8 protein-coding genes and 2 pseudogenes are annotated in these 8,111 nt (G+C 68.3%); 2 read left to right on the forward strand and 8 right to left on the reverse strand.

Annotation, left to right across the window (positions count from 1 at the left end; all coding sequences use genetic code 11):
• Positions 1–143: 143 nt before the first annotated feature.
• Positions 144–497, forward strand: a pseudogene (locus tag VJT49_RS11510) (HAD family hydrolase); the annotation flags it as partial.
• Here the strand turns inward: VJT49_RS11510 and VJT49_RS11515 are convergent.
• The 8 genes and pseudogenes from VJT49_RS11515 to VJT49_RS11545 form a co-directional block, all read right to left on the reverse strand.
• Entirely contained in the window at positions 378–1,421 is a 1,044-nt protein-coding gene (locus VJT49_RS11515) for a PEP/pyruvate-binding domain-containing protein (RefSeq protein ID WP_324164750.1), read from the reverse strand. The pseudogene VJT49_RS11510 and the gene VJT49_RS11515 sit on opposite strands and share 120 nt — an antisense overlap.
• A gap of 11 nt (positions 1,422–1,432) precedes the next feature.
• Positions 1,433–1,951 (reverse strand): PEP/pyruvate-binding domain-containing protein, encoded by a 519-nt coding sequence (locus VJT49_RS11520; protein ID WP_324164751.1) that lies wholly within the window; start codon positions 1,949–1,951, stop codon positions 1,433–1,435.
• Positions 1,948–2,568, reverse strand: coding sequence for a hypothetical protein (locus VJT49_RS11525; RefSeq protein ID WP_324164752.1), 621 nt, complete (start codon positions 2,566–2,568; stop codon positions 1,948–1,950). Before VJT49_RS11525 ends, VJT49_RS11520 begins: the two co-directional genes overlap by 4 nt.
• 71 nt (positions 2,569–2,639) lie before the next feature.
• Positions 2,640–4,079: a hypothetical protein gene (locus tag VJT49_RS11530; protein ID WP_324164753.1), complete on the reverse strand. Its 1,440-nt coding sequence runs from the start codon at positions 4,077–4,079 to the stop codon at positions 2,640–2,642.
• A 46-nt stretch (positions 4,080–4,125) separates the two neighbouring features.
• On the reverse strand, positions 4,126–4,542 hold the full coding sequence (locus VJT49_RS11535) for a PEP-utilizing enzyme (RefSeq protein ID WP_324164754.1): 417 nt from the start codon (positions 4,540–4,542) through the stop codon (positions 4,126–4,128).
• Positions 4,454–5,173: an ISAs1 family transposase gene (locus tag VJT49_RS35170; protein ID WP_414635914.1), complete on the reverse strand. Its 720-nt coding sequence runs from the start codon at positions 5,171–5,173 to the stop codon at positions 4,454–4,456. Before VJT49_RS35170 ends, VJT49_RS11535 begins: the two co-directional genes overlap by 89 nt.
• A gap of 119 nt (positions 5,174–5,292) precedes the next feature.
• Entirely contained in the window at positions 5,293–5,415 is a 123-nt protein-coding gene (locus VJT49_RS11540; protein ID WP_324164755.1) for a hypothetical protein, read from the reverse strand.
• Positions 5,416–5,451: 36 nt separating this feature from the next.
• Positions 5,452–6,521, reverse strand: a pseudogene (locus tag VJT49_RS11545) (replication-relaxation family protein).
• Positions 6,522–6,529: 8 nt separating this feature from the next.
• Here VJT49_RS11545 and VJT49_RS11555 point away from each other — a divergent pair.
• Complete coding sequence (locus tag VJT49_RS11555) at positions 6,530–7,573, forward strand: asparaginase (RefSeq protein WP_324164757.1); 1,044 nt, start codon at positions 6,530–6,532, stop codon at positions 7,571–7,573.
• Positions 7,574–8,111 lie beyond the last annotated feature (538 nt).

An 8,111-nucleotide genomic window follows, 5' to 3' on the forward strand; every position in this document is an offset into this window, starting at 1 on the left:
TACCACGTACACTGCCCACCAGATAGGTGCCCTCTCCCTCGGATGACTGCGGCCTCACAACCAACATCACCCCAGGTCAGAGCGGCACCTATCACCATCCCCAAGCGCGTGTCACCACACTATTCGCGGATTCGGGTCTGAGCATGAGTGACCAGAAACCGCCGGTGCGAGCGGTGCTCTTCGATCTGGACGGGACGCTGGTCCAGACCCGCGTCGCGTCCTGGGAGATCTTCTCCCGGATCAACGACCGGTTCGGCCTCGGCGTCGACAGCCCGGACAAGTACTTCGACCTCTTCCGCGGCAACGTCTTCGCCTCGATCAGGAGCCTGTGCCGGGACGAACACCAGGCGAAGGCCGTGTCCGAGGCATTCCTTGAGCTACTGCGCGAGGACTACACGCCGTCGCTGGTCCCGGGCGTGGCCGAGGTCGTGCGCACACTGGCCGGGCACTGCACACTCGCGGTGATGTCGTCCAACGCGATGCAGGTGCTGCGCCGGGTCCTGGTGGACAACGGCCTGGCCTACTGTTTCGCGCACGTCTTCGGCGGCGACGTGGCACCCGACAAACGCACCGCGATCACGACCTTCCTCGCCGACAGCGGCAACGGCTTCGGCCGCCGCTGCGCCGCGGACTACGACGAAACGGGTCAGGTCCGCCTCCCGGACCGGGCGCGCCAGCACGACGGCGTGTCCGGCCTCGGCCAGTTCCTTGGCGCGGTCGGAGTCCAGCACCAGCTCACCGCTCACCTGCCCGGGGCAAGCACCTATCCCGGCCGTGAGCAGCCGCCCGTTCATGCGGGCCTGCTCCAGCTCGGCGGGGTCGAAGCCCGGCCGCTGCGCCTGACGCACATGGTCGACGGCTACGTGCCGCAACACCTTCCGGGGCGGCACCTCGCCCTCGGCGAGGAAGTCGGACGCGATCCGCACCGCGGCGTCCGGGGTGCGCTTGGCGCTGCGAACCTGCAACAGATAGAGGGTCGAATGCTCGACGGTGAACTCGATGTCGAGCACATCCCCGATTTCGCGTTCAAGAGCGGCGGCGGTCCGTTCGAGCTCGGTCAGCACCGGCGACGGCAGTGCCTCGCGGACCGGGTCGGGTGTGCGGGTGCCGGCGACGACGTCTTCGCCTTGGCTGTGCGCCAGGTACTCGCCGAACAGGCCGGGCTCACCCGTGGCCGGGTCCCGGGTGAACACCACGCCGGAACCGGAGTCGTCGCTGATGTTCCCGAACACCATCGACTGTACGACCACCGCAGTGCCCAGATCGTGCGGGATCTTGTGGAACTCCCGGTACGTTCGCGCGCGGCTGGTGTTCCACGAACCGAAGACCGCCCGCACCGCGCCCGCCAGTTGCTCGCGCGGGTACTCCGGCACCTGGTCACCGGTGTCGTCCAGCAGGCGGCGCGCGCAAGCCGACCACACACGGTCGAACGTCAGCCCGGGTCGTCCTCGGGGCGGGCCGTGGCTACCTCCTCCGGCTGTTGGTCGTCGCCGAGGGCGCCCAGCACGATCTCGCCGTACATCGCATGGAACCTGGCCACCAGCTCCGCCATGAACCGGGTGTCGCCGGTCGCGGTGGCGAGCGCGATCGCGGTCTCCCGGCTCACGCCGAGGTTCAGCACGGTGTCCATCATGCCCGGCATGGAGATCGGCGCCCCCGACCGCACCGAGAGCAGCAGCGGCCGCGGCCCGTGGCCGAAGGTTTTGCCGGTCCGGGTCTCGAGGCCGGCGAGTTTGCCGAAGACCTCATCGAGCAGGCCGTCCGGCATGGCGTCCGACTTCAGGTACTGCCGGCATGCCTCGGTGGAGACGATGAATCCAGGTGGTACGCGAAGTCCTCGCTGCGTCATCCGGGCCAGTCCCGCGCCCTTCCCACCGAGCTGGTCGACCGCGTCCGGGTCGGCCTCGTCGAAGGTGAGGGTGAACAGGCTGCCCGCCACCGTGTCGTTCATTCGGTCCGTTCCCGGCCCAGGGTGCGAAGCAGGTCTTCGTGGAACTCGAACCAGATGTTGTGGACCGAGTCGGCGGTCGGCGAGGACACGAGGTCGTGCTGGCCGCGGTCGATCGCGCGCGAGGTAGCGAGGAACCGGTGCTGATAGGTGAGGAACCGGCGGTCATGCTCGGCCAGTGCGGTCAGCAGCGGCTGCAGCTGCTGGACCAGCCTGCCCAGCCGGAAGATCACCTTGTCGTCGTAGGCGGAATCGGCATGGTTGTTGGTGATCTTGCGCCCGCCGACTTCGATCAGCTGCCAGGAGGACATCGCCTTGAGGAACTGGGCATTGACGGTTTCGAACCGGTCGACCAGCGAGGCGACGAGCGGGTCCTGCCTGACCTCGGCGTAGAACCGGCTCGCCGCCTCGGCGAGGGCAGGTTCGGCTTCGTCGGTGGGCATGGCCCGCGCGTCGGCCACGAAGACGAGACCGGCTTCGGCGAGCCGGGCCAGCGCCGCGTCGGCGTCCGCGGGATCGCATCCGCACACGCGCGCGATCACCGGCGCGGGCGCCGTCCTCTTCAGCGCGACGACATTGAGGACGTCGTAGTCGGGTTTCACGAGAGTGACCACAGTCATAACTGTCCTTTTCCGGGCCCGGACGACGAAACCGGGTGCCGCCCGGGCCGGGGTCGATGGGGTGGAAGCGGCTACAGCCAGCGGTACTTCGACCGGCGACGGTCTGCGCCCTCGGGGAAGGGCAGGTAACCGGCGCCCGAGAAGATTTTGCTGGGCACCGTTTCCTGCGCGAAACCACGCTTGGTGATGTCGTAGTAGTAGTAGTTGGCCACCCGCTGGTCGATCTCCCAGAGGTCGTAGTCCTGGCAGGCCTTGTCGTACGTGCCGGCGAGCCGCAGGTGCGGCAGGATCATGTCGATGTAGTAGACGTACTGGCCGTTCCAGATCAGGTCCCGGCGGCACATCTTCGACGTCTTGGTGTACAGCTTCAGTGTCGCGTTCTGCACCCGGGTCAGGTGGTCACCGAGGTCCTGGATCTTGATCGGGTCGACCTCACCCATCGGGGTGTTCCACTTCTCCCGGGCGAACACCGCACCGCCCACGATCGCTTCGATGTAGTTCTTGGGGCGGGTGAACGTGGTGGAGATGTCGTTGACCCGGATCTCCTGCAGCCCCATCTTCTCCGGATCGATGGTCAGCGCGAGCGTGTAGCAGTGGGGCAGCTTCTCGTCCTCGCAGACATCACTCCAGTGGAAGGCCTCCTCGTTGACGAACAGGTCCCGCAGGATCAGCAGGCGTCCGTCGGGCAGCTCGTAGGGCCCGGTGTCGCCGAGACCGAGCCGGCAGTCGTAATGGTCGAGGAACGCCAGCAGCTCGGCCGCGGCGTTGAACTGCGTGAAGGACTGGTGCGCGGGGCTGCCTGCCTCCAGCGGCTCGATCTGCGCGGTGATCTGCTCCAGGAAGTCCGCTTCGTGGATGCGGCAGCGGTAGCGGTAGCGGTCCTGCGAGTTGAGGATGTAGCCGTCCTGCCGCTTGCCCCACAGCACGCGCTGCATGAACTTGAGGATCTCGTTGGACTCTTCGATGTACTCGTCCGCCTTGATGGCCTCCAGCGCCAGCAGCCCACAGCGTCCCATCCCGAAGCCCACCGCGCCGATGCACCAGTCGTGCACCGCGTTGACCTTCGTGCCGATCTCCCGGCGCGCCGTCGCGCCGATGTCCATGACCCCCTGCGCACCGACCTCGTCGGTGGTCATCCGCAGGATCTCCGGCCACCGGTAGAACTCGTGCATGAAGGCCAGGATCTCGTACTCCTGGCGGGGGATCATGCCGGAGACGCCCTCGGTGGCGCGCATGACGAGCACGTCCCAGATGTTCCACGCGAGGTAGTTGTTGAGATCGTTGAGCTCGTCAATGGTGAACTGCTCCCGCAGAACATCCTCTTTGGACACTCGCTCCAGGACCTTGCTCTTCGCCCTGGCGCGCATCATCTTGTCGCCCAGGATCCCGTCGGTCACGGGGTCCATGTCCACGAAGTTGCCCGTGTAGGTCAGTTCCTGGAAGCGGAGCCCGTCGTCGGCTTCCTCGTACCGTTGCCTGAAGGTGGCCTTGCTGTCACCGGTGATCGTCATTGACGCTCCTGTTGCTCGAGAGGCGAAACTTGGTTCGATGCGGGGATCAGTTCGCGACGACGCGGCCAATCTCGTGGTCCGTGCAGTCCAGCCGCACGCGGCGGCCGTCCAGCTCCTTCGCGATCTCTTCGAAATGCGCCTCGTCGGTGTTGCCCACGACGTACCGGGACTCACTGGTCGTCAGGTGTGCGGTCATCACGCACGGCGTCTGGAACTCACGGGAGAGGATGCCCAGATGGGACTCCGGGGCTCCGGACATCGTGATAACGCCAATCGCGCCCATGCTCAGCGCCGGAGCGAGAAACGTCGTGGTGCCACCACGAACCAGCAGGATGTGTTCCTTCAGCTTGCCGGACTGGATCAGCTGGATGACGTCAGCCGGGGCCGACAGATACTTGACCGTCCCGCTCGGTGACTTCGCGGTGTCGAAGACGTTGTAGCCCTCGGCCAGGACCTCGCCCATTCGTTCCTCCTTGAACTGATGGTGGTGTCGCCCTCGTCACAGTGCCGTCCGGCGCTTTCGCCGCCGATGGCACACGTGGACAAAAGTCGCGCTGGCGGATGTCCGCGCGGGACAAACAGTGCTGTCCGCTCTCGACCGTAAGCCCCATGCGGCGTTCGCGCCCCGCCCGTTCGGGTGCGATGGTGATCACCGCGCCGGCCAGATCCGCGAACGCTGCCAGAAGATCCCGCACGGCGGGGATCTCGTTCGTTTTCGCGGCCACCGCAACCTGCCCGAGGACCGTGCCGATTCCGTGCGCCAACGCCGCGACCAGATGCGGCGCTTGACCGTTCCTATCGCGGGCGCCACGCACGGTCTTCCCGTCGACCGCGATCACCCGCCGCCCCGTGACCAGCACAGACTTGGTCCATAACCAGGCACCGAGCACGCGGTCGAGTGTCTCGGCGTTGACCAGGGCGAACGCCCGCCGGAATGTCGATTCCTCCGCCGCACCCCGAGACGCGCCCAACGAGGCAAGCACCCCGGTCCCGGCATCGGCAGCCCACTGCCCGATCGCGGCGAACGACCGCGAACCCGCGAAGTACCGGCCACGCGCGGCGGACACCGCGACAGGGATAGGCGAAGATGACATCGGCGGGTGAGGACCTCATCGGTATCGATGGTGAGCGTGAGAACTTCCATCGAACCGCTCAAACCTCACCCGCCACCCAGAACACGCCGCTCACCACACAACAACTACAAAACAGCAGGTCACAACCCCCGCACCACGACTTTGCCGAGTCCCTGGGTGACCGCGGCACTGACGAGCGCGGCGATGAGGATGGGGATGGCGAGCACGAAGCCGGCGATGCCGATGCCGATTTTGGTTCCCATGGCTGGGCCTGCCTCCTGGCGGGTGCGGGAACGGTGTCACCGGCCGGTGCGAGTGAGCCGGTTCGGGCTTGCGCGGGGCGGGATCGAGGTGGGGGGTGGGAGCCGGCGTGCCGAGGTGGCGCCCTCTGGGGTGGTGTCGTTGTCGCCGGGGGTGCTGGTGGGCGGTGAGAGGTGGGGCCAGGCGTCGGACAGCTCGCCCAGGCGGTAGCGGGGGGCGGTTCTGCGGGCGCGACTGCGGACGAGCGGCAGCCACACGGCTTCGGCGGGGCTGGGGTGCCGAATGTGGGGGTCGAGCAGGTCGGCGGCGGCGGTGGCGACGGGCACGGTGTCGGGGTGGTCGAGGTCGGCGTGCACGCGGGCGAGCGCGGCGCGGGCACCGGCCTCGCGGCGGGTGGTGGGCAGCCAGATCAGGATGGGTGTGGTGATGCCGGTGGCCGCGGCGAGGCGTTCGTAGGCGGTGAGTTTGCGGGCGAGTTTGGTGAGGTTTTCGCTGCCGGTGTCGTATTCGAGGAAGAACTCGATCTCGCGCCGGCCGGTGTGCCAGCGGCCGTAGGCGTCGGGTTGCACCAGGTCGCCGAAGTGGCGGGCGCAGCGCGCCTCCGACCACCATGCGGTCACCGTCTCGGCGGTGTCGCGGGAATCCGCGGGCCGGTAGCGGGTGCGGGCGATGAGGGAGGTGAAGAAGTCGCCGACGCCGACGGTGTGGGCCAGGCGCTGGTTGTGGGCGATGCCCAGGGCCCGGTCGTGGCGGTAGCCGAGGTCTTTGATCTCGAGGCTGTGTTCGGCGGCGAGCACGGCCGCGCCGGCGGGCCCGAGCACGTAGTGCATGGGGCGCTGCCGAGCTGCTGGAAGGGCTGGAAGCGGGACACGACCCGCCACAGGTAGAGCTCCCGCAGGCGCTGGCGGGTGGCGCGGGCGGAGGGGAAGGCGGCGTCGCGGAGTTGGTGGCTGGTGAGTACGCGATGCTCGTGCAGCAAAGCCAGGATCCACCGGTCCCGCGCGGTGAGCTTCCTCGCCACCGCCGCGCCTGCCGCCCGCAAGGCTGCATGATCATCCCGGCTCCGACGACGAAGGGACACCTGTGCCCGAAACCCGCACCGCGGCACCTCCTACGGTGGCACCTCGTGTGGTCGTGTTCGGTCTCGGCGGCACGATCGCCATGACCTCCGCCGCGGGCGGCGGCGTGGTGCCCGCGCTGTCGGCCGACCAGCTCGTCGCTGCCGTGCCCAGCCTCGCGGAGTCGGGCATCACCGTCGAGGTCGAGGACTTCCGCCGCGTCCCCGGCGCCTCCCTCGGCTTCGACGACCTGACCGCGCTGGCCACCGCGATCGAGACGCGACTGGCCGCCGGAGCGGACGGCGTCGTGATCACCCAGGGCACCGACACCATCGAAGAGACCGCCTACCTGCTCGACCTCACCCACACCCGGCCGGAACCGGTCGTGGTCACCGGCGCCATGCGCAACCCCACCCTCGCCGGCGCCGACGGACCGGGCAACCTACTGGCCGCCGTCCAGACCGCCGCCAGCCCGGATACCCGTGACCTCGGCGCGCTGGTGGTGTTCGCCGACGAGATCCACGCCGCCGCCCGCGTCCGCAAAACGCACTCCACCAGCGGCCACACCTTCGCCTCCGCCAATGGCGGGCCGCTGGGGTATCTCGTGGAAGGCCAGCCCCGCATCCTCAATCACCCGATTGGCCGCACCACTCTCCCGGCCGCAGCGGAGCCTCGCCCGGCCGAAGTCGGCCTGGTCACGATGGTGCTCGGCGACACCGGCGCTCTCCTGCACGCGGCCGCCGACTCCTGCGACGGGCTGATCGTGGCCGGGTTCGGCGTCGGACACGTCCCCGCCCGTGTCGTGGACACCCTCACCGACCTCGCCGCCACGATGCCCGTGGTACTGGCCTCCCGCACCGGAGCCGGCTCGGTGCTCGCCCACACCTACGCCTTCCCCGGCTCCGAATCCGACCTGCTGGGCCGGGGCCTGATCTCCGCGGGCTTCCTCGACCCGCTCAAGGCCCGCATCCTGCTGCACCACCTGCTCGCCGCCGCACACGACCAGGCCCACATCCGCGCGACGTTCGCCCAGGCCGGCGGGTACGCCCGCCCCAACCAACAAACCGACCACGCCACCGCACAGGGAGCCGCCCGTGCGTAGCCACGAACTCACCCTCGGCCGCAGCTTCGCCGTCGCCTTCGACCACGGCGACGACTTCTTCACCGCCCTGGCCGACTTCTGCGGCGAGAACGGGGTGCGCCAAGGCTACATCCCCGGCTTCATCGCCGGCTTCAGCCAGGTCCAGATCGTCGGCACCTGCGACAAGCTTGACGACCCGAACGCACCCGTGTGGACCAAGGTCCACCTGACCAACGTCGAAGCCTTCGGCGGCGGCACCCTCGCCTGGGACGAGACCAACCAACGGGGTCGCGCCGCACATCCACGTCACGGTCGGCCTCAAGGAACACAGCGCCACCGGCCACACCAGCCACCTGCTCGGCGCGCAAGTCCAGTTCCTCACCGAAATGCTGGTCATCGAAGTCGCGGCCCCGCAGATGCACCGCGTCCGCCAACCGCACCTCTACGACGTCCCGCTTCTGCGGTTCGGCCCCCAGGCCGAGTAACAGGCATAGAAGGCCGCTATCCCACCTTGCCGAAAACCTCAGCGTGACGAAGCAAGATATTCGCGTGTCGCTCT

This window comes from Amycolatopsis sp., assembly GCF_035276945.1.
In the GTDB taxonomy this organism is placed as follows: Bacteria; Actinomycetota; Actinomycetes; order Mycobacteriales; family Pseudonocardiaceae; genus Amycolatopsis_E.